Annotated in this window: 15 protein-coding genes and 6 pseudogenes; 3 read left to right on the top strand and 18 right to left on the bottom strand. The window is 48.2% G+C overall.

Annotated features, from left to right (window positions below; translation table 11 throughout):
• The first annotated feature begins 14 nt into the window (after positions 1–14).
• Together RE628_RS07915 and RE628_RS07910 are read left to right on the top strand one after the other, a co-directional pair.
• A pseudogene (locus RE628_RS07915) lies at positions 15–1,069 on the top strand (ABC transporter ATP-binding protein).
• A gap of 16 nt (positions 1,070–1,085) precedes the next feature.
• On the top strand, positions 1,086–2,807 hold the full coding sequence (locus RE628_RS07910) for an adenine deaminase C-terminal domain-containing protein (RefSeq protein WP_309158258.1): 1,722 nt from the start codon (positions 1,086–1,088) through the stop codon (positions 2,805–2,807).
• A gap of 333 nt (positions 2,808–3,140) precedes the next feature.
• On the opposite strand, the gene RE628_RS07905 is transcribed toward RE628_RS07910, so the two are convergent.
• The 4 genes and pseudogenes from RE628_RS07905 to RE628_RS07890 all read right to left on the bottom strand — a co-directional run bounded on the left by RE628_RS07905 (position 3,141) and on the right by RE628_RS07890 (position 7,958).
• Positions 3,141–4,103 (bottom strand): sugar kinase, encoded by a 963-nt coding sequence (locus RE628_RS07905; RefSeq protein ID WP_309158257.1) that lies wholly within the window; start codon positions 4,101–4,103, stop codon positions 3,141–3,143.
• A 411-nt stretch (positions 4,104–4,514) separates the two neighbouring features.
• Entirely contained in the window at positions 4,515–6,113 is a 1,599-nt protein-coding gene (locus tag RE628_RS07900; protein WP_309158256.1) for a ribonuclease J, read from the bottom strand.
• Positions 6,114–6,447: 334 nt separating this feature from the next.
• Entirely contained in the window at positions 6,448–7,338 is an 891-nt protein-coding gene (locus RE628_RS07895; RefSeq protein ID WP_309158255.1) for an alpha/beta fold hydrolase, read from the bottom strand.
• Between the two features lie 15 nt (positions 7,339–7,353).
• Positions 7,354–7,958: pseudogene (locus RE628_RS07890) on the bottom strand (DUF2239 family protein).
• 258 nt (positions 7,959–8,216) lie between these two features.
• Between RE628_RS07890 and RE628_RS07885 the strand changes: the two are divergent.
• Positions 8,217–11,012 (top strand): glycoside hydrolase family 3 protein, encoded by a 2,796-nt coding sequence (locus tag RE628_RS07885; protein WP_309158254.1) that lies wholly within the window; start codon positions 8,217–8,219, stop codon positions 11,010–11,012.
• Positions 11,013–11,095: 83 nt separating this feature from the next.
• Here RE628_RS07885 and RE628_RS07880 read toward each other — a convergent pair.
• The 14 genes and pseudogenes from RE628_RS07880 to RE628_RS07815 form a co-directional block, all read right to left on the bottom strand.
• Positions 11,096–11,868, bottom strand: a pseudogene (locus RE628_RS07880) (methyltransferase domain-containing protein).
• A gap of 70 nt (positions 11,869–11,938) precedes the next feature.
• Positions 11,939–12,841, bottom strand: a complete 903-nt coding sequence (locus RE628_RS07875; RefSeq protein WP_309158253.1) for a CvfB family protein — start codon at positions 12,839–12,841, stop codon at positions 11,939–11,941.
• A pseudogene (gene rsfS, locus RE628_RS07870) lies at positions 12,838–13,184 on the bottom strand (ribosome silencing factor). The gene RE628_RS07875 and the pseudogene rsfS overlap by 4 nt, the downstream one beginning before the upstream one ends.
• 35 nt (positions 13,185–13,219) lie before the next feature.
• A complete protein-coding gene (yqeK, locus tag RE628_RS07865; protein ID WP_309158252.1) occupies positions 13,220–13,801 on the bottom strand; it encodes a bis(5'-nucleosyl)-tetraphosphatase (symmetrical) YqeK in 582 nt (193 codons plus the stop codon).
• Positions 13,782–14,377: pseudogene (locus RE628_RS07860) on the bottom strand (nicotinate-nucleotide adenylyltransferase). Before RE628_RS07860 ends, yqeK begins: the two are co-directional and overlap by 20 nt.
• 20 nt (positions 14,378–14,397) lie before the next feature.
• A complete protein-coding gene (gene yhbY / locus RE628_RS07855) occupies positions 14,398–14,688 on the bottom strand; it encodes a ribosome assembly RNA-binding protein YhbY (protein WP_309158251.1) in 291 nt (96 codons plus the stop codon).
• Between the two features lie 43 nt (positions 14,689–14,731).
• Positions 14,732–15,597: pseudogene (gene aroE / locus RE628_RS07850) on the bottom strand (shikimate dehydrogenase).
• Between the two features lie 236 nt (positions 15,598–15,833).
• Positions 15,834–16,961: a ribosome biogenesis GTPase YqeH gene (gene yqeH, locus RE628_RS07845; RefSeq protein WP_309158250.1), complete on the bottom strand. Its 1,128-nt coding sequence runs from the start codon at positions 16,959–16,961 to the stop codon at positions 15,834–15,836.
• On the bottom strand, positions 16,958–17,485 hold the full coding sequence (locus tag RE628_RS07840) for a YqeG family HAD IIIA-type phosphatase (RefSeq protein WP_309158249.1): 528 nt from the start codon (positions 17,483–17,485) through the stop codon (positions 16,958–16,960). The genes yqeH and RE628_RS07840 overlap by 4 nt, the downstream gene beginning before the upstream one ends.
• 128 nt (positions 17,486–17,613) lie before the next feature.
• Positions 17,614–18,468: a DUF4129 domain-containing transglutaminase family protein gene (locus tag RE628_RS07835; RefSeq protein WP_309158248.1), complete on the bottom strand. Its 855-nt coding sequence runs from the start codon at positions 18,466–18,468 to the stop codon at positions 17,614–17,616.
• A gap of 41 nt (positions 18,469–18,509) precedes the next feature.
• Entirely contained in the window at positions 18,510–19,172 is a 663-nt protein-coding gene (locus RE628_RS07830) for a hypothetical protein (RefSeq protein WP_309158247.1), read from the bottom strand.
• 150 nt (positions 19,173–19,322) lie between these two features.
• Positions 19,323–19,841, bottom strand: a complete 519-nt coding sequence (locus RE628_RS07825; RefSeq protein WP_309158246.1) for a hypothetical protein — start codon at positions 19,839–19,841, stop codon at positions 19,323–19,325.
• Between the two features lie 2 nt (positions 19,842–19,843).
• Positions 19,844–21,094: a DUF58 domain-containing protein gene (locus tag RE628_RS07820; protein ID WP_309158245.1), complete on the bottom strand. Its 1,251-nt coding sequence runs from the start codon at positions 21,092–21,094 to the stop codon at positions 19,844–19,846.
• Between the two features lie 2 nt (positions 21,095–21,096).
• Positions 21,097–22,053 carry an AAA family ATPase gene (locus RE628_RS07815; protein WP_309158244.1) on the bottom strand — a complete coding sequence of 319 codons (957 nt, stop codon included), beginning with the start codon at positions 22,051–22,053 and terminating at the stop codon, positions 21,097–21,099.
• Between the last annotated feature and the right edge of the window lie 32 nt (positions 22,054–22,085).

Below are 22,085 nucleotides of genomic sequence, written 5' to 3'. Positions count from 1 at the left end.
GGAGGCATACACTGATGGATTTATTGCAACTAGAAAACATATCGGTCGCCTATGATCAGCAATATATTTTGAAAGACCTCAACCTTTCCATCGAGAAAGGCCACCTGATCTCCCTGCTGGGTCCCAGCGGCTGTGGGAAAACAACTACACTCCGGCTAATCGCAGGCTTTCTAGAGGCAACAGACGGCAAGTTTTCATTTGGCGGTCAAGATTATACCCGCGTTCCTATCAATAAACGCAACTTCGGCTTCGTGTTCCAGAGCTACGCCTTATTCCCGCATATGTCCGTGTTCGACAATATTGCCTTTGGCCTGCGGCAGCGTAAGGTCAAGGAAGATGAGATCAAGAAACGGGTCATGAACATGCTGGATGTCGTCAATCTCAGCGGATTTGAGAAACGCTTCCCTCAAGCGCTATCGGGTGGACAAGACAGCGTGTTGCAATTGCGCGCGCGCTGGTGATCGAACCGGACCTGCTCTTGTTCGACGAGCCTCTGTCCAATCTGGACGCCAATTTGAGAGTTAACATGCGCGTGGAAATCCGTCGTATTCAGCAAGAACTTGGGATCACCACCGTGTACGTGTCGCATGACCAGGAAGAATGCTTTTCTATCTCAGATCGGGTTGCTGTCATGAACAAGGGGATCATCGAACAACTCGATAAACCTTCGGTCATCTTCCAATACCCAAAATCAGAGTTCGTAGCCCGCTTTATCGGCTTCAACAACTTCATCGACTTCCAGCAGCGTGAAGACGGTGGTTCATTCTATAGCCTGCGCAGCGGCGACTACCAATTCCATGCTGCCAAAGCACCAGGAATGCCCGAGTCTATGAAAGGTGCTATCCGTCCGGACGACATCATCGCTGGAACGTTCCAGGAGATTCAGCCTGGTGATAATGTATTGACCGGCACCGTTAAGGTCAGCACATACCTTGGCCGCAGCTATCAATATGTCGTGGTCACCCCACTGGGAGAATTTACGGTAAATAAGGAAATGCAGCAGCCTTATCTGAGCGGGCAGGAGATCCGTCTGTTATTTCCATCGGAGAAACTCGTACTTGTCGACTAACAAAGGGGGAACAGACATGCAAGCAGATTTGCTATTATTACAACCTAATGTATATAACAGTTATTTTAAGCAATGGACTCGGCAGAATGTGGCTATTAAGGATGGAAGATTTCTATATGTCGGCCCGCGCGGAGAAGATACGTTTCAAGCGGAAAAAGTAGTCGATGCCAGCGGAATGTACATGCTTCCCGGCTTTGTAGATATCCATCTTCATATTGAGAGCACCATGATTACACCCGAATCTTTCTCGCAAGGCTTGCTTCGAAATGGCGTAACCACGATTGTACCGGAGCCTCATGAAATGGCCAATGTGTTTGGCCTTGAAGGGGTTCTCGAGATGATCAAAGCGAGCCGGAGCTGTACCGTAGATATGTTCTACGCCATTCCAAGCTCCGTACCAGCTACTTCATTGGAGACAACTGGCGGTTCGATTGAGATCGAAGATATGGATGCCCTGCTAGCCACCGGCGATGTGATCTGTTTAGGCGAAATCATGAACTACGTAGACATTATCCGCGATCCGGCATGCAAGACCAATCAAATTCTGAAGCATATGCGGGAGCGTTATCCCGATCTGGTCATCGAAGGCCATGTGCCGAAGCTGCTTAATCTGGATCTGGCCCAGGTCATCTATGCAGGAGTTGATTCCGACCATACGCATCAAACCGTCGAAGGATTGCAGGCACGTATCAGCGCAGGCATGTTCATAGAGATCCAAGAGAAATCCATGACTCCTGAGGTAATGGATTATCTGATTCAGCATGACGTATCCGAGCATTTCTGCTTCGTTACGGATGATGTCATGGCCGACTCCTTCCGGGACCGCGGACATTTGAATCAGATTGTACGCAAAGCAATCCAGATGGGCATGGCACCGGAGAAAGCAATCTATGCGGCAACCCTCTCCCCTTCCCGCCGGATGAAGCTGCACGACCGGGGAGCGATCGCACCAGGTAAAATCGCTGACTTCCAGCTTGTATCCGATCTGGGCGAGCTAGCGCTCGAGTCCGTGTACAAGAAAGGTTCGGAAGCTTATTCCGCCTCGGAATCAGTTACCTCCTTGCAAGCAGCCCCAGCATACCGTTTCCCGGATCACTTTTACCAAAGTGTGAAGCTCCCTGAGCTTACTGAGGCGGACTTCGCGGCTGCCGTTGACGTGGAGGACGGAACATATCGCTGCCGAGTGATGACTGTTGCCGACGGCTCAACATTCACTAAGGAGAGCTTGGTTGCACTAACAGCTGAAGGAGGTCTTCTCCAATGGGAAAATAGCGACTGCGGAATGATCGCTACCTTTGAGCGGTACGGGAAACATGGCGGCAAAGCTTTTGGCCTCATTACAGGCGATACGATCAAAAGAGGAGCCGTCGCTACAACCTACTCGCATGACAATCACAATCTACTTGTGGTCGGCCATAACGTACAGGATATGCTATTGGCTGCGAATACTGCCATCAAGCAGCAGGGCGGCTTCTGCGTCGCTCTGGATGGAGAGATCAAAGCCAACATGCATCTGCCAGTTGGCGGCATTCTGACAGAAGATCCGCTGGATACAGCGGCTGAATCGGTCAAACAGCTGCGTGAAGCGATGCATTCGATTGGCTATGAACATTACAACCCGATCATGTCCATATCAACCCACTCGCTACCAGTCAGCCCTTATTTGAAGATCACCGATTATGGCCTGATAGACGTAAACAGCGGCAAAGTAGTGCCATTGATTGTGGAGAAGATTTAAGTTCAGATACCTCTAACTTCTAACGAAACGTGGTATCGCTATTTAGGCTAAAAAGGACCTCTAAAAATTGTAACGAAACTGGGGAACGCTATTTGTGTGGAATTGCAGCTCAAAGTCCCAATTTCACCCGAATAACGATATGGTGTTTCGTTAGAATTTATTTGCCGCGGTTTTGGAGCAAATAACGATATGGAGTTTCGTTAGAAGATTACTAGACTTCGCATAAGGTTGGTCAACAAAAGGAGCTGTCCCTAGAGTAGTATTTACTCTTGGGATAGCTCCTTTTTATTTCATGCCACATGTAATGGACGTTTACTGTTCCGATCGTCCCTTTTAACGCTCGACATGCGCTTTCCCGGCAAGCAGCCGCTCGATTTCCGCCGCACTCGGCAGGCCCTCCCAATCTCCAATCGCCTGGATTACCTGAGAACCTATCAGATTTCCAAGACGAACCGCTTCCTCAAGACTGTATTCCTTCAAGAGGCCGGCCATAAATCCAGCGCAGAAGCCGTCTCCCGCCCCTACAGTATCGATCACATTCTCTACCTTATAGTATGGAACTGCAGATAGCTTACCGTTCTCGAGAATATAGGTCTCATCATCGCCGCCCTTAATAATGCTTACTGCGGACAGTTCACTGAGCTTGGAGATAATCTCATCCATCGATTCAGTCTCATAGAGCAGCTTTAATTCATCCAACCCAGGCAAGAAATAATCCGCTTTCATCGCCAGCGGTAGTAGGACCTTTCTAGCCTCTTCCACACTCCATAGCTTCAAGCGCAAATTCGGATCGAAGCTTACTTTAACTCCGTGGCGTCTTGCAATATCCATCGCTGCTGCAGCGGTCTCCGCACAGGATGGGCTTAATGCAGGAGTAATACCGGTAATATGTAGAATCTTCGCCCCGGCGATATATTCCTCATCCAAATGCTCAGGAGTCATCTTGCTGGCCGCCGATAACTTACGATAATAGTAAACGGAACTTCTACCGGCAACATTCTCCCGTACCATCAGCCCAGTCGGAGCTTCTTCTGTGAACGAGGCGCGTGATACGTCAACGCCTTCCCCACGTACCATTTTATAGATACGATGTCCAAATGGATCATCGCCAAGCCGTCCACACCAGCCTACGGAATGTCCGAGCCGGGACAAGCCAATCGCTACATTCGTCTCGGCTCCACCAAATGAAGGCGTTAGATTAGAAGTGTATTCAAGACCTTTGCCTCCTTCAGCGATCAACAGAGCCATGCTCTCTCCAAAGGTGATCACTTCCGGATGTGAATTGCGGTTATGCATTCGTCTTCACCATCTCTTTCGATCTGTCATATTACGCTGCTAATGCTATATAAGTTGAACTATTGATTATACCAATCAGGGCAGCCATGTGAAATGTTCTTACGATCGCTGTTGCTCCCAGATTTCTTGATTTAATAAATTCATAATAGGAAGAAATCCGGTCACAAAGGCGAACGCTTCGCTTCTTCAGAATCATTTCACACTCTTGCCTATCTCTGCTCTTTTCTTTAGTTCAGCTTACATTAGACAATTGCTTGCCTACATTATCTCATTCCGTAGCAGATTAGACTATGCAAATATTTAACTTTTTCGAGAAAAATGAACCTAAATACACCTAAAGCGCCAAAAGGGAACTGAAATACACTCCCTTGGCGCTTTATTAGTTTAAAAGGTTGTTTGTTTAAGACTTACTTATACCTCTAAAATTGAAGGCATAATATGCGGAGCTCGTCCTACCTCTCTCATGAAGAATCTCCGTAGTACCCGATTGGTCGTCTTCACCCAAGCATTACTATCATATGGACCTTGTTCTCCCAGCTTCTTCAAGCTTCGCCGCAGTGCCATCTCCGCCCGTCTGAGTAAAGGTCTGGCATCCTGCATGTATACAAAGCCCCTCGTTACAATATCTGGCCCAGCGAGAATTTGACCTGTTGCCACATCCACCGTCATTACGACGATGACAATTCCCTCTTGAGCAAGCTCTTCTCTTTCTTCTACTAATTCTTCTTCAAATGTTCTGATCTCCCCATTGCTAACGATTACCTCTCCCGCAGGAATGTTGCGCCCGCGTTTGGCGCGATTGCGGTACACCGATAACGTATCTCCGAGATTCATCAGGAACACTTGCTCTTCGTTCATCCCCGTTTGCATTGCTAATTTTTTATGTGCTAACAGCATCCGGTATTCCCCATGAATCGGAATAAAATATTTCGGCTGAATGAATCTTAGCATCAGCTTCAAATCTTCTCGGCATCCATGTCCTGAAGCATGGATACCAAATGCGGAACCATAAATGACATTAGCACCAGCCCGCATCAGCAAATCGATACAACGATTGATATTCGGGCCATTGCCCGGAATCGGCGACGATGAGAACACAACCGAGTCTCCCGGATAGATGGAAACTGAACGGTGCGCCCCAGAAGCGATCCGGCTGAGTGCCGCGTTCGGTTCACCTTGACTGCCCGTACAAATGATCAATATCCGATTGTCTTCATATCTATCAATTTGCTTAATATCGATTAACATTCCGTCAGGAATACGGATATATCCTAAATCCTGACCGATCGCAAATACGCGCTCCATGCTTCGCCCTAGGACGGCGATTTTACGGTTGCTCATAATAGCTGCATCTACAACCTGCTGTAGACGGTTCACATTGGATGCAAACATAGCGAACAAAATTCGGCCTTGGCAGCCATGAAAGGTCTCTAGAATCGCATTGCCAACACGATGCTCCGAAAGGGTAAAGCCATCCTTCTCACTATTCGTGCTATCCGCAAGCAGAGCGAGTACTCCCTTACTACCAACGCTAGCCATCTTGGCGATATTAGCTGGATGATCTTCCGGCGTGAAATCGAATTTGAAGTCGCCTGTATGGACGACCGCTCCGTAAGGCGTATCAACTACAATCCCGAACGCATCCGGAATACTGTGTGTAGTGCGGAAGAAATGAACTGCGAGATGCTTGTAGGCAAATCTGTCATTTTCCTGAAAAACATGTAGCTCTGTCTGTTCGAGCATGCGATATTCCTCAAGCTTCGCTCGCACTAGTCCGATCGTTAATGGTCCACCATACACAGGAACCTTTAACTGGCGGAGCACAAATGGTAGAGCCCCAATATGATCTTCATGTCCATGCGTCAGGAACAAACCCTTGATTTTATGCTGATTTTTAATTAAATAACTGACATCTGGAATAATATAATCGATTCCCGACAGCTTGGAATCGGGGAATTTCAGCCCAGCGTCGATAATAATAATCTCATTTCTAAATTCTATACCGTACATGTTCTTTCCGATTTCCCCGAGCCCGCCAAGCGAATATATACGTACAGGCGGTTGGGAAGGCTTAAACGCCGGTAATTCTTCACCGGTTTTGGGACAACTTCATTCATTATGTGATTAATCCTCTCTAGAAAAATGCAGACGGGGCTAATTTAATTATACTGAAATATAGCCGTAATAAAAAGGCATTTCTACAATAGTGTAGAGGAACCGAGTTAAACCCGCATGGGATAAGAGATTAGACCATTTCTGAACTTAGGGATGTCCTGTTCCATTAAAAAAGCCCACCCACCAATCAAAGGCAAGCGGGAATTCTCTTTTAGATTATTAAGTAATGTCAATTGCGACGAGCCGTTCGCTCTATGCCATCAGCGGTTACTTTGTACAATTGGTGCGGTAAGTCGTGTCCCATGCCGTCAACCAACATTAGCTCGGCGCCCGGGATGGCAGAAGCCGTGTCCTCGCCACACGCCGGGACAAACATAGGATCGTCCACCCCATGAATGACAAGTGCTGGTACTTTTATGGTTGCCAGCCGAGGACGACGGTCACCGGAGACAGCGATCGCAGCGATTTGTCGTCCGACACTGCCTGGATCGTAGGCTCGCTGGACTTCCTCCAGAATGAGCGCACGATAAGCGTCCTCTTCAAACGGATAGCCGATGCCGGCGATGCGTTTGGCAAAGGAGAGACTGTCCGCCAAAAATCCTGCTTCATCCTCGAGTGGGTTCGGTGCCGGTTTAGTCATCATCGCCATGACATCCGGGGAAGTTTGCGGAAGGGCGGGATTACCGGAACTGGACATAATGGAGGTGAGTGATAAAACCCGTTCAGGGTAATCACTGGCTGCAATCTGGGCGATCATTCCGCCCATCGACCTGCCAACGAAATGTGCTTGGTCAATTGAAAGAGCATCGAGCAGTCCGATAGCGTCTTTGGACATGTCATCGAGAGTGTATGGGATGTCTGGTCGCTGTCCCGACATAAGCGCAGTTGCCAGTGCATCAAAATCCAGCGCCTGATACTGGCTAAAGTGTGCCGAGCAACCTGCGTCGCGATTGTCAAAGCGGATCACGCGAAAGCCCCGATCTGCTAATATCCGACAAAACGGAACCGTCCATCGGATCATCTGGGTTCCAAGCCCGGCGATTAGGATAATAGCCTCGTCATTTTCGTTACCGAAACTATCATAGGCCAATTCAACGCCATTAACTTTCAGAATGTTCATGATCATGTTCCCCTTTCATAAGTTCCCTTCAGGGAATGCATTAGCTGCTAATCTTTTGATATGGTTTCTGATATCAGGTGCCCAGTCATCGATGAAGTGGTCAAATCGATCCAAATCACCAGCATACAGTGCCCGCAGTGCTTCTTCGTATTGATGGGAGTTCCCGGCCATAGCTGTCATAAAGTGATGTGTTGCTTCTTGTGACTCTCGTATCTTGTTCTGTTCTCCTCCAGCACGGCGAGCCTCATCAACGAGTTTTCGTAAAGTTACTGACGCCCCTCCAGGTTGACTCTTGAGCCACTCCCAATGCCGGGGCAATAACGTAACCTCACCGGATACAACCCCCAGCTTGGGTCGACCAACACCCCGTGTAGGCAGGTGATTCACTTCCGTACCGGACAAGTCACTAAACTGTTCTCCTAATCGTTGGAGCACGTTATCTGTCTTGCCACGAAGATCAACATCTATTTGTTTCCCGTGGTATCGTCAAATATAAGCAACTGTGTGAGGTCTCTGTCATCCAGAGCATCCTTCACTGTAGAAACAACGTGCTGTAACGAACCACTGGCAATAACTCCCACACCCAAAAATGCCGTGCAGTAAATGTGCGTTTCGGTCATTTCTAAAGCTATACCTCCTCCTCTGAATGCCCCACTAATTATACCCGGGTAAAAATAGAAATTCAATATCACCCGGGTAAAATACATTTTATCGTGTTTTGTCACAAATTTGACTTATTTGAATAATATCCTGCGTTATTTGACCCCAGATTTCAAAATAACATCTGAACTAGCATGAAACAGATATCAAAGATTGTGTAAATGGGATATTATATGATCATAGAAATATAAATATATATTTGGGGAGGAACAGAAAGAATGAGCACAAGTAAGATTGGTATTCCTCTAGAAGGATTTGCCGAGTACAGCAGAATTGCTGCCGCAGAAGGAGGAGTACTGCTCAAGAATGAGGACAAAATGCTTCCGATCAAAGAGAAGGAAGTCGTGTCCGTGTTTGGCAGATGCCAGATAGATTATTATCGTAGTGGCACTGGATCAGGCGGAGCCGTGAATGTGGAATATGTCATTAATATATTGGATGGGCTTCGTAGCAATCCTAAGGTAACTATTAATGAACATCTGGCAGAAGAATATCAGAACTGGATCGCTCTGAACCCGTTCGACAACGGCGGAGGCGGCTGGGCTGCTGAACCATGGTGTCAGAAGGAAATGCCGTTATCCGATAAGTTGGTATCCGAAGCAAAGCAAGCTTCCGACAAGGCGATCTTCATAATCGGGCGCACCGCTGGAGAAGATCAAGACAATGCAGATGCGGAAGGCAGCTACCGCTTGACGGCTGAAGAACAGCAAGCGCTTAAGATGGTCTGCAAACATTTTGACAAGGTAGCCGTCGTACTGAATGTACCCAACATTGTCGATATAAGCTGGATTGAGGCTAGTGAATACCAGGATCACATTAAATCCGTCATCTACGTATGGCAAGGCGGAATGATCGGAGGACATGCCGTCGCTGATCTGCTCTCCGGAGACGTCTCTCCAAGCGGTAAATTAACGGATACGATTGCCTATAGCATCGATGATTACCCTTCAACCAAGAACTTTGGTAACGAGATCAAGAACCTGTACCAGGAAGATATCTATGTCGGATACCGATATTTCGAAACCTTCTGTCCTGAGAAAGTTCAGTACGCATTTGGTTATGGTCTCTCCTACACCGAGTTTGACATGAATGTGACAGGAGCAACACAGATCGAATCAGGCTTGGATACGGAACTACAATTGGACGTTGCTGTGAAGAATATCGGCGATACATATGCTGGTAAAGAAGTAGTCCAACTATACTATGAAGCACCTCAAGGCGTGCTTGGCAAGCCAGTCAAAGCCTTAGGCGCTTTTGCTAAGACCAACACTCTACAGCCTGGTGAGACAGAGACGCTTACAATCACTCTTCCCGTACGTTCCATGGCCTCTTATGATGATGGCGGGGCAACCGGGCATAAATCCTGTTATGTGCTTGAAGCTGGTGCTTATGAGCTATATGTAGGTAATAGCGTAAGAAATGTGGAGAAAGTACTTATCCATGACCAAGCTGCATTCATTACCGAAGAACTCATCGTAGTCGAACAATTAGAGGAAGCGATGGCTCCCATTGAGAGCTTCACTCGTATCAAGCCTGGAAAAGTTAAAAATGATGGCACTTATGAAATCGATTTCTGTGAAGTTCCAAAGCGCACAATCTCGATGAAAGACAGAATAGAAACGCGCTTGCCACATACCTATCCGCAGACTGGTAACCAAGGGATCGTCCTGAAGGATGTACAGGCCGGCAAAGCCAGCCTTGAGCAATTCGTAGCCCAGTTGACGAATGAGGAACTGGCTACGATCGTTAGAGGCGAAGGAATGAGCAGCCCTAAGGTTACTCCAGGAACAGCTGCCGCTTTCGGTGGAGTAGGCGATAGTCTGCTTGATTACGGCATTCCGGTAGCCTGCGCAGCCGACGGACCTTCAGGTATCCGTATGGACAGCGGTCATAAGGCAACCCAACTGCCAATCGGAACTCTGCTCGCATCTAGCTGGAATGTGGAGTTAGTAGAATCGTTGTATGTCATGGAAGGTCAAGAACTACTGCAAAATGAAATCGATACCTTACTTGGCCCAGGCATTAACATTCACCGCAATCCGATGAACGGGCGGAATTTTGAATATTTCTCTGAAGACCCTTATATCACAGGATGCTTCGCCTCTGCCGTAACGCGCGGTATCAAAAAAGGCGGCTCCAGCGCTACAGTGAAACACTTTGCTGGTAACAATCAGGAGAAGGCTCGTTCCAAGGTAGACTCCATAGTTTCAGAGAGAGCGCTGAGAGAAATCTACCTGAAAGGCTTCGAAATGACTGTCAAAATGGGAGAAGCAACTTCCATCATGACTTCATACAATCCGGTCAATGGGCACTGGGCTGCCTCCAACTATGATCTGAATACGACCATCCTCAGAAATGAATGGGGTTATGACGGCATTGTCATGACAGACTGGTGGGCGGTCATGAATGATGTAGTAGACGGCGGTGAACCAAGCTGGAAATATACGTCGTTCATGGTGCGGGCACAAAATGACCTGTACATGGTCGTGAATAACAATGGCGCGGAGATCAACTCTAGAGAAGATAATACAATTGAAGCCCTACAGAATGGAACTTTGACAGTCGGAGAACTGCAAAGATGCGCTATCAACATTTGCAAGTTCATTTTGAATGCGCCAGTAATTGCAAGAGATCCTAAACCAATTGATGAAATCATTCTGTTCAAGGCACAAGCCAACACTCCTGAGGCCGGCGTAGCTGTCCATGAGTTGTCAAAAGCAGCCAATACGAGAATCGTCACGACGACAAATGAAGCAGTTTATATCAAAGTTAACGAAGCTGGCATGTACGGCATAGTCGCTAATATGCGCTATGAAGCACATAACCTGTATCAGTCCGCTTGTAATCTCGTGTTAAATGGCGAGATTCTGACGACCGTACAGACGAACGGTACCGACGGAAATTCGATCACTCAGAAGCTGTCCAGATTTGAGCTTGAAGAAGGCTTCTACGAGTTCAAAATTGACTTTGTCAAACCAGGCATGGAAATCGGCTGGGTAGAGTTCATTAGTTAACAACAAAAGACGCTGCCACGTTGCTTCAAGCAACGTAGGACAGCGTCTTATTTTTTATTATCATTCTATGATTACTATCGCGATTATTTCACGGCTACGTAGAAGAGTCTTGCCGCATTCTCATCCGCCTCGGCCCACTTGAAATCGGCATAACACCGTACTTCACGGAAGCCGCATTGCAGCAGCTCTCGTTCCATCCAGGTCGGATCATAGGCCCGCTGAGTATGATACTCCTCGAAGCGACGGTATAGATCCCCTCTGGCCCAGCTTCACTCGCAAATATCGTTAAGTGATGCTCGATCTCGCATCTCTCATCATCGAACTCACAAGTCCATATATAAGAGATGGAAGACTCCTCTAATATGAACGGTTGCTCCTCGTCATACTGACGCAGCGTATTCGGATGATGAACATCGAACAGGAATGTCCCGCCCGGCTTTAACCCTTCATAGGTTCTGCGGAAGGTCTGAACGACCTCGTCTTCCTCTAGCAAATAATTAATGCAATCACAGAAGGAGATCACAGAATCTACCGGCTCCGGAAGTTCCCATTCCGTCATATTCTGCTGCACCCAATTCACTCTGCCATCTTGATAGAGGCGAGCACCTTGTGGGGTTATGTCCATGCGCTGTCTAGCGACTGACAGCATGTCCGAAGACAGATCAATGCCTGTCACAGTCAGACCCGAATTCACCAGCGGAATCGTCATGCTCCCCGTCCCGCAGCCCAGATCGACGACCGTCTCAGGCTTGCCAAGATGCTCCCAAGCCGTATGCGCGAACGAGAGCCAATCAGAGTAAGGCATATCTGCCATCAATTCATCGTATACGTATGCAAATTTTCGATATGAAGCCATACTTCCCACCTGACTCTCTTAGAGGTTGTTCAAAAAGTCCGCTTTAATCGGCCTTTTTGAACAATTCCTCCTATTCTTGATCGGCTTGTTCTTGCTCCGCAGACTTCAGATAAGTCCAGTTCTCTTTCTGGGTTACCTTGCCTTCCTTCATAAGCTTACCAAGCGCGCGCTTGAATGCAGCCTTGCTGATACCGAATCTCTCCTTGATCAAATCAGGTGGAGTCGAATCAGAATAAGGCATGCCTCCAGTCGACCGGCTTTCCAAGTAGGCTAGAATTTTCTCCGAGTCTTCATTACGACCAATCTCTTTGCGTTCTGACATGGACAGATTGACCCGTCCGTCCTCACGTACATGCGTTACGCGAACTTTAACTCGTTCCCCAAGACGAAGCAGCCGGGCTCTTTCCGAGGAATGGATCATTCCGATCGCCCCGAAGCCGAGCACTCCACCGTCCACGATGACGAAGGTACCCATTTGCAGCGGCTTATAGACGATAGCCTCCTGCCATTGATTGTTCCAGGTTGTAGGAGCATGGAATGCATGCGGAGCAAGCTCCTGCTCACCAGCAAGCTTCGCCTTCAGTCTGCCCTGCTTGTCATGTTCCATGATGACGTAGACATGATCTCCCACCTTCGGATGCAGTTCACGCATCTCCGGTAGCTCACGGATTGGTAGCAACAATTGACGCCCAAGCCCCATCTCCAGGAAGCAACCGAGTCGCGGGTGGACATCGGCCACTTCAAGAAGAGCCAGCTCGCCTAGCGTCAGCATCGGACGTTTCATCGTCGCTGCTAGCCGATCCTCCGTATCAAAGAACAGAAATACATCAACAATATCTCCCGGGTTTACCGGATGCGTGATTTCCGAATAATGGAGCAGCACATCCCGATCCCCGACCTTTAGAAAATAGCCAAAAGGAGACACTTCCCGATCAATCGGATGCGTTAAGATCGTACCTGCAATCAGACTCATAGGTTCTCCACGACCTTGGCATCGGACCAAAGACGTTCGATATTGTAATATTCCCGCTCATCGCGATGGAAGACATGTACGACGACGTCGCCAAGATCCATGAGAACCCAGCGTGCCGAATCCATTCCTTCTATCCCCGAATATTAGCTCCGAGTTCCTGAGCACGTTTACGTACCTCAGTCGCAATTGCCTGTACCTGAGTGTCCGAGTTACCATGACAAATAATGAAATAGTCGGCGATCAAGGATATCTCATTCAGATCCAGTACGACGATGTTCATTGCTTTTTTATCATCCGCCGCCTCATAGGCTGCGTTCATCAATTCCATAGGTGTTACTGCCATTCAATCTACCTCCTGCATATATTTATTCCCAACTTCTACTTATCATCATAACCAAGTTGTCTAACTAAATCATTGCGCGCCAGCACCGTTAACGGAAAAATGATCTTCTGCTTCTCGATTAAGAAAGAGATCGTTGAATCGAATCCGGCCACCAGCGCCTGCTCCAGATTGTGCTCGGCCAGCTCGCGAATACGCTCAACACCGGGAAAATTGCGTCCAGGCTCCATATAATCCGCAAGGCAGACAATCTTATCTAAGAGCGTCATACCGACTCTTCCCGAAGTATGATAGCGAATTGCGTCCAGCACCTCCGGATCATCGATCCCATATTCATGTTCCGCTACAAAAGCCGCTACTTCGGAGTGCAATAGCTGCTTATCGTATTCCAGCAATTCTGGATTCAGTTCGTGCTCACGCATAACGGCTTCCTGCCGCTCAATCGGCCAGAACTTGGCCAGATCATGAAGTAACGCAGCTAAATCCGCCTTAACCGGATCAGCCCCATAGCGCTCCGCTAGGCACACGGAGGTTGCCATTACGCCTTCCACATGCGTCCAGCGCCTTGCTGGCATTTGCGCGGATACAATGTCTAACAGCTCATCTCGAGTGTACCGCATACAAACCGCTCCTTACGATAAATTCATACACCTCTTCCGTTACCATGTAACGGATCGAATGTCCGGCGGCTCTCCGTTTGCGGATCATACTTGACGATATATCCACCAAAGGCATATCCGCAAGCAGCACCGCATCCTGTATGAAGGAAGGCATAAGGTCCAGCTCTAAGAAGCTGCCCGGCCTTTGTAAACCGATAAAATGCAGCATCGTAGCCAGTTCCTCGATCCCCTCCCATTTCGGCAAATAATTCACCATATCAGCACCGATAATGAAATAGAAATCCAGTTCAGGATGAAGTTGCTTCAGCTCTCTGATCGTGTCTATCGTGTAGGATACGCCGCCGCGCTTAAGCTCGATATCCAGCGTCTTGAAATCAGCATGACCGCGAATTGCCGCCGCCACCATCTCAAGCCGTTCCTCACCGCTAACACCGGATTTGCTCTTATGCGGGGAATATGGGAAGGCATAAACCAAACCTCGTCCAGAGCATACTGCTCCCGGGCAGCCTCAGCCGCCAATAAATGTCCAAGGTGAATCGGGTCAAATGCCCCTCCCATGATACCAACTTTTCTCATCAGGTCTTCCTCCTGTAGCTCTACGGCAGCTCGATCTGCTTGTACTCGGTCGATTCCTTATACAGAATAATCGTACGTCCAATTAGTTGTACAAGCTCTGCCCCTGCGCCAGCCGCCAATTCCTCAGCGATCTCCCGCGGATCGTCCAGATTGTTATTCAGGATCGATACCTTGATCAGCTCACGGCGCTCTAGTGCCTCTGAGATATGACGGATCAGCTGATCATTAGTTCCCCCTTTGCCGACTTGAAAAATAGGCTGAAGGCTATGAGCCAATGCTCGTAAATGACGCTTTTGTTTTCCACTTAACATCTAAAATCAAAACCCCTTATCGTGAGTGAACTACCTCTTATATTTATTGAAAATCTAATAATACTGCCGACCTCATCGCTTCGATCGGAGCAGGTCGGCCTGTCCAATATTCAAAGGCATATGCGCCTTGATATACAAACATGCCAAGTCCGTTGTGAATTGTACAGTTCTTCTGCTGTGCCTGCCGCAACAGTTCTGTCTGCAGCGGATTATAGATCAGATCGCTTACAACGATCCCTCCCGGGATCATCTCAGGATCCATCGGAATATCGCTAATCTTCGGATACATCCCTACAGAGGTCGTATTAATCAGAGTATCGATGCCAGAAATATACTGGCCGACCTGATCCAGCGCGCAGCCTGTTATATTGCCAAGATGAGCCCATTCCGCTGCCAACTGCTTCGCAGTCTCTTCCGTCCGGTTGGCGACGATCACCTGAGCCGGTCGTTCCAGAAGCAGGGCATAAATAATTCCCCGAGCAGCTCCGCCCGCACCAATGACAAGCACGTTACGACCGGACAGATCGGAGACAGCTTCTTCCTTTAGCGAACGGATATAACCGATCCCATCCGTATTATATCCTTTCAGCAGTCCTCCATCATTAACAATGGTATTGACCGCTCCAATATAACGCGCTCCTTCATCAATCTCATCGAGATAATCCATAACCTCTACTTTGTGTGGGACGGTCACATTGACACCGCGGAAGCCAAGCGCCCTGATTCCCTGGATAGCATGGCGCAGGTCCCCCGTTTCACATGAAACGGCAGATAGGAGCCTTGCAGACCGGTTGCCTGCAAAGCCGCCATATGCATCGCTGGGGATTTGGAATGGAGTATAGGATCACCCATCACACCTAGCAATAGCGGTAAACCGTTATTTTCCCGTGCCAGATTTGTCTCCTCCATGATGTCCCCTCCTCAATGAATTTAACCAGACGTGCGAAAAAGAACCGAGTACAGCTATATGCAGCTATATACTGATTACACGGATGAAGGCAGCCGGGTGAAATGTTCTTCCGATCGCTGTTGTTCACGGATTTCTTGATCTTATAGTATCCAACAAGGTAGAAATCCGTTCACAAAGGCGAACGCTAGCGCTTCTCCAGAATCATTTCACCCTTTTGCCTAGTCCTTTAGTCATTTTAAATCAGCGATGGTCGCAGCATGACCTTGATTCCTTTCGGAACATGCACAGCGATGACCGCACCCATGTCATTATTTACCTTAACCCAGCCTAGACCGGAGATGAAGACATTAACCTTCTGGCCTCTGGCAATCTTGAACTCATGTCTCGTCCATTCAGGCAGCTTCTCTAGATTATCGCGGCTTGGCGGTGCAAGCAATTCGCCGGCATGATCCGCGAACAGTTCATCCGCCCGCTCCAGCTTCGTCCGGTGCAGCTTGATCCGTGCACTGTTGAAGAAGGTGAAGGACTGGCGCTCCCCTTGAACAAAGTCAAAACGGCCGAACCCGCTGAAGAAGATCGTCTGGCCTTCATTCAGTTGATATACAGCTGGTTTAAGCGACTTGTCCGGCATAATGACACCGAGATCCTGCGGACTGACCAGTTCGCTGTATCTCGAAGAGTATACGATCCCCGGTGTATCGATGATCGCCCCACCATCATCAAGCGGAATCTGCACCATATCAAGCGTTGTTCCCGGATAACGGGATACTGTCAGTTCCTGATCCAGATCACTGTAGTCACGAATCAGGCGGTTAATCAACGTTGATTTACCAACATTCGTCGCCCCAACGACATATACGTCACGATTGCCACGGTGCTGAACCACGGCATCCAGAAGACGATCAAAGCCGCTGTTCTGCTTAGCACTGCAGAGGATAACGTCCTCTATTTTCAGCCCCATATCCTTGGCTTCCTTCTGCACCCAGTTACGAATCTTGTTCCAATTCGACACCTTTGGAAGCAGGTCGGTCTTGTTCACTGCTAGCAGCACCGGGTTATTGCCGATAAACCGCTGCAAGCCGGAGATCACACTGCCCTGAAAATCAAATAGATCTACAATATGAACAACGAGCGCCTTCTTCTCGGCGATTTGACCGAGCAATCTCAGGAATTCGCTCTGTTCTACCGTAACGGATGATGCTTCATTATAGTTCTTAATCCGAAAACAGCGCTGGCATATGATCGGCTCTCTTTCCAGCGCTTGTGTCGGAAGATATCCCGGTTTGGACGCATCTTCACCCTGCAGTTGCACTCCGCAACCGCTACAATGAAGAGCCCCTTCTCTTACCTGGGTTTCTGTCATTTTTTCTTTTCCTCCTCTAGCCATAATCCCGTCTTACCCAGACGTCCTCTTACGATGCGTTCCAGCCTGCGGTTAATCCGGGTACCAAGACCTTCATCGGCTATAGAGATCGGCAGCACCAGAACGGTATATAAACCCTGTCGGTTCCCTCCGAACACATCCGTCATCAGCTGGTCGCCGACCACGATCGTCTGCTTCGGAGCAAGACCCATCATCTGCATCGCTCTTCGGAATGGTGTTCCGAACGGTTTTCTTGCCTTATGAACGAATTCAATATTTAAAGGGGATGCGAATACAGATACCCTGTCAAAATTGTTGTTCGACACAATCACCAGCTTCAATCCGGCCTGCTTTACCTTCTCAAACCACTCGGTCAACTCCGGAGTAGCTGAAGGTACCTTCGCTCCCACGAGCGTATTATCCAGATCGGTAATAATCCCGCGGTACCCGTCGGCATATAGCTTATCCAAATCAATGTCAAACACGCTGTCTACCCGCAAATCAGGCAAAAACTTCTCAAACAATTAGTTCACCTCAGTTTCATACGACACACTATACCATAATCTTTCCCCAACTTCCTTATATTTTAAAAAAGAAAATGCCCCCGGCGCAAGCCTCCGGGACAAGTCTGATGCAAATGAATAACGAATGTTTATTTTTTGTCATGATTAGAGCTCAACAGCCTGTGACACAGCCGTTGAACGCTAAGCCAATCAGCCTCTGACGCCGTCTTTGGACTATAGAGCGCCATCTCATACTTCTGTAACAAATGATCGAGAATCACCGATAGATCCGACTGCTCCACTTTGATCCGTTCGAACACCTCGCGGACGGTCTCATGCTCATGACGTTCAAACCCTTGTCGTTGCAACCTCTTTACGGTACGCAAGGTCTCATGAGCGATTTTATCTCCATAAGTGAGTGCCCTACCGAGGCGCATGCGAACGAATCCATAATAGATCCGCTCTCGGAACTGATATAGAAGCCAGGCAAGCATAGCCAGTATAACACTTAAGGATGTAGAGCGTATCGCTTTGTAATTGGCTAATATCCAAGTGGTCTTCGCCTCCACTGCGCTGTCTTGAACAGGTTCCTCTAGCTCTGGTTCATCCACTGCAACTTCCTCCGGAGTCTCATCCTTATACAGCAATGGAGCAACAAATCCCGGCGTTGCTTCGAACGGAATCCAGCCGTATTCACCAAAGTACAATTCAGCCCAGGAATGCGCATCAGAATTGTTTACTTGGTACGCCAAATTCGCACCACCCGGCCTTCCCATCATCTCTTCGGGATCTGGCTGTCTTCCCGGACCATACCCTTTCACCCAGCGTGCCGGAATTCCTTGCGAGCGTGCCATCATTACCATAGCTGTCGAGAAATAGTCGCAGTAGCCTTCCTTCACTTCAAATAAGAAGCTGTCAACGAAATCCTTGCTCTCGCGAAGGGAAATGTCCGGTTTGTTCGTATACGTGAAGTTAACGCGTAAATAATTCTGTATCAACTCCATTTTCTTAAACGGAGTATCGGCTTCAGCAGTAATCTCTTCAACTAAATCCTTAACCCGCTGCGGTAAAAAAACGGAAATTGCAAGTACTCCTCATCGATCGGCACCGAATAAAGCTGCTCATAGCTAGCATTGCGCAGGTCGCTTAAAGGGATGACAGGTATCTCCAATGTCACCTTATATTTAACTGGATAGTCCGGCTGAGTGCCACGGAAGCCCCCGCCCCAGCGAAGTTCCCCCTCCTGTGCGGCCCAACTTAGCTTGGGATTGCCTTTGCGTCCCTCGTCAAGTATAGATACCGCGGTGATGAAATAACCGCCGAACAGAACTGGATAGGCTTCACTTGACTCCATCGTGATCGTTTGCTCTACTTGTCTCATTTCTATACTTCCAGCTTGTCCATGTTCCAAGCTCTTAGCGGTGTTCAATCCATGAAATACTTCATAATCCCGCTTTTCCTTATCGAACAGGGCCCAACCATTCCCTGTATAGATCCGTCTCGTCTCCCCGCGCCAATAAGTGCGTAGCGGCGAGTCTATCGACATCACCGGACTGTAGCTGAATTCGAAGCCTCCACCAAGCTCGGTATCATTCCGACTGTAGCCAGAAAGAACCTCCTGGCCAGATTGATCCTTCTCTTTATCGCACTCGAGATAGCAGACTTCGCCTCGCCACCCCCGGTTTGCCCACTGCCCCGTCCCATCCAAGCCGTGTAGGGGTCAGTCAATATAGGAGACACTGGAGGTACGCTCGTTCCGATCAGCAGTACACCGGCGAAGATCAGAAGAATGTTGGAGAAAATCTTAAACGGCTCCTTTCGAAGCCTACGCCAGCCGTACGGGTAAGATAATTGATAATCACGCAGATGAAGACAGACAAGCCAGCCGAGACCTGGCAAAGACTGTCCAGGCTACATTTTTCCATAAATGATAAGGAGTAAAAGAGTCCAGAATGGCAAAAGCGATCAAATCCGCTGCCAAAAACAATAGCACATGTCTTCGCGTACGCAGCATTCTGAGTATAAGTTCCATAACAAGCCAGGTTATTAGGGCGAACCAGATATATGGGACAAACTCAGTGAGCATTTGTATGATCTGATCCGGAAAGAGCCGTCCGTACGGCATGTAGATTCCATACTTGATCAGCATAACCCGGCAAATAATAACAATAGAGATCAACTTACCGATATGTCGTATTAGGGAAGCTAATGGTAGAAGATCGATCGCCGCCACGATGATTAGTGTCCAGGTTACGATATCGGTTGTCTCTTGGAACCAAATCGGATCTGTAAAGCTAACCCATTGCATCCCCAGTATTACAACCCATATCATCATCAAGATGCGATACCAATAAACCGATCCATTCGAATGCTTCAACCCTAGCCACCCCCTAACAATACGGGAAGATCAGTTAGAGCTGATATTTTGATGCCGGCAACGCCCTGAGGATTATATAAGGTTCCGGAATGTGCTCGTGAATCCGCGATCCTAATAGACCTGCCGATATGAATATGGTAAGGCGTCATTTGATGACCCTTGGCCCAGCGAAGCATTTCGAACAGAGGCTCGTCCGCAAGTGGAGTAACTATAATAAAGAACGCCCCAACAGGGAACAGTCCCTTACGCTGTTCTAACCTCGCCTTATAATTGCCGGCACCTTCCGGACTAATATCCACTAATTGATGCAGCATTTGCTGACGCTCGAACTGGCTTTCTGTCGGAGCACTGCCCCATACCTCTTTGCCAAGAATACACAGTCCCATATTGATTCTCTCCCGGCCTCCATACTCCAGTAGTGAGGCAACAGTTGATACGGCAAGCTCGAACTGCTCCTGATTTATATAATTGGCAGCATGGGCATCCAGTACGATCATGGACTTCGGAATCGATTCACGCTCAAATTCTTTTGATTTCCATGAACCCGTCTTCGCAGTAGCATTCCAATGGATTCTTGAAATCCGGTCCCCGTATATATAATCCCTTACCCCATTAATTTGCGTTGTCTCGCGGCGTGACTGTAGAATCGTGGTCTCAGGGCCTGAATAGCGGGAGTTGTGGCTGAATAATTGCCAGCGAGGGATGAAGATCGTACGAGGAAGCACGTAGAACTCCCCCTCTGTTTGAAAAGATCCTTCATGCTCCAACAGACCGAAAATATCCTTGGAACGGCATTCGGTTGCTCGGAAGCTGTATTTGCCTCGTTCCAGTTGCGGCGTCTGATAGATTAGCTCCGAATGACCACCCAAACGTGGCACTATACTATCCTCATACTTCCAGGAATCGCCGTTATGCCGGTACAATTTCTCACTTACAATTAAATAAGGAAGCATGATGAAAATAGGTAATTGAAGTTTCAATTTTACCTCAACCTGGCTCCCGGCTTGAATAGCCTGCTTCCCTGTTGATTCACCGTTCAGCGATAGACTGCGTTGTCCTCTAACCCGCTTCACGCCAGCGATACTGCAAATGATCCAATAGAGCGCAAGCACGTTAATCATTGTGAACAGCATGAACGACGTCTTACCACCCTGAAACAATACATATAACAGACAAATGAACCAAATTGAAGACGCTTTCCAAACGTTGCGGGACGATAGACCCGATCTTACTGCATTCAACATCACCCGCATCGTTATCTCCCCACTGCTACAGGCACCTGAGTCTGCCGCAGGATCTGGAGAAGTACTTGGCTTCCGCTCATATTACCAAATCTGGACTCCGGACGCAGTAAGATCCGATGGCCTAGGACATAAGGAGCTAAGATTTTGATGTCGTCTGGCAAGACAAAATCGCGGCCCTGCAGGTAAGCAAATGACTTAACCGCAGTCAGGAAAGCAATCGAGGCCCGAGGCGAAGCGCCGAGCAGAACATCCGCATGCTCTCTCGTACGCCGTACGATCTCAAGCAGATAATCCGTCACAATATCGCTCGCATGAACGCCGCGAATATGCTGCTGCATTTGCCCGATCTCTTCCATCGTGGTCACTGGTCTCAATTGATCAACAGGCTGACCATGCTCATGTGAATACAGCATATTCTTCTCTGTCACAGCATCGGGATAACCGAGTTGAATCCTCATCATGAAGCGGTCAAGCTGAGCTTCCGGAAGATGGTATGTTCCTTCAAAATCGATCGGATTCTGGGTGGCACACAGCATAAAAGGATGGGGAAGATCATAGGTTACGCCGTCTGCGGTAACGCTGCGTTCTTCCATGACTTCTAGCAATGCCGATTGGGTCTTCGTTGTCGCCCGGTTAATCTCGTCCACCAGCAGTATGTTGGTCATGATCGGACCTGGTCGGAACACAAAGCGCTCCTCATGTGGATGGAATACGGAAACGCCCGTTATATCACTTGGCAGAATATCGGGATTACACTGTATCCTACGATAATCTCCATTGATTGATTTGCTCAGAGCCTTAATTAGTTGGGTCTTTCCGGTTCCGGGAACATCCTCTATAAGTACATGCCCGCCGGCTAGCAATGTCGTTAACAGAAGCTCGATCTCAAATGATTTGCCAAGTATACAAGTCTGTAGATTATCACGGATGGCAGATAACGCTCTCATAAATGGTTCATTTACAGGCATAAGCTTGTTCCCCTCCCAATCACTGGATATCC

The sequence above is a fragment of the Paenibacillus sp. D2_2 genome, from assembly GCF_031199965.1.
Classification (GTDB): Bacteria; Bacillota; Bacilli; order Paenibacillales; family Paenibacillaceae; genus Fontibacillus.
This window is presented reverse-complemented; position numbering and strand designations above follow the sequence as displayed.